General features: G+C 63.3%; 1 protein-coding gene. It reads left to right on the top strand.

Features of this window, described 5'->3' with window-relative positions:
* Positions 1-83: 83 nt before the first annotated feature.
* On the top strand, positions 84-528 hold a 445-nt coding region (locus MD273_RS18890; RefSeq protein ID WP_239039302.1), incomplete at its 3' end, for a hypothetical protein.

Below are 528 nucleotides of genomic sequence, written 5' to 3'. Positions count from 1 at the left end.
CGATGGCTGCGATCCTCTACAGCTCAATTGCTCGTTTGGACTTACTGCACCTGCAGGTTTCAGCTGGATAGTGAATTGACGTGATGGAACCCACCACCGACGACAGTGCCGAAACTAGGCATGCCGGTCCCTGGCCCTTTGTTACCATCCGCTACTTCCACCGCGACGGCCGGGCGCTGGTCTGGCGTTCGCGCGATCACCGCAAGGGCCTTTTCCGACACCGCCGGGCCCTGGAGAATGTTCCGGCCCCATTCTGGCAGACGGCACTCTACAACTGGCTGACCGGGCTGATCTTCGTCTTGGGCTCGGCGCTGTTCATGGCGGGCAGCGCCATGGCGCTCTATCCGGCGATGGTGGCGCATCTGCCGTCCTGGACGACCAACGTAACCTTCTTTGCCGGTTCCATTCCCTTCACCACCGCCGCCTACATGCAGCTTTTCCAGGCCGCCAATGCCGAGGCGGCGCGCGCCGAGGGCAGGGACAGTCCGGCCCTTTTCGGCTGGGAGCCGACGAATGCCGGCTGGCTCA

The organism is Marinobacter sp. C7 (assembly GCF_022343555.1).
In the GTDB taxonomy this organism is placed as follows: domain Bacteria; phylum Pseudomonadota; class Gammaproteobacteria; order Pseudomonadales; family Oleiphilaceae; genus Marinobacter.
Note: the sequence above shows the minus strand (reverse complement) of the source record. Positions and strands in the feature narration are given on the sequence as shown.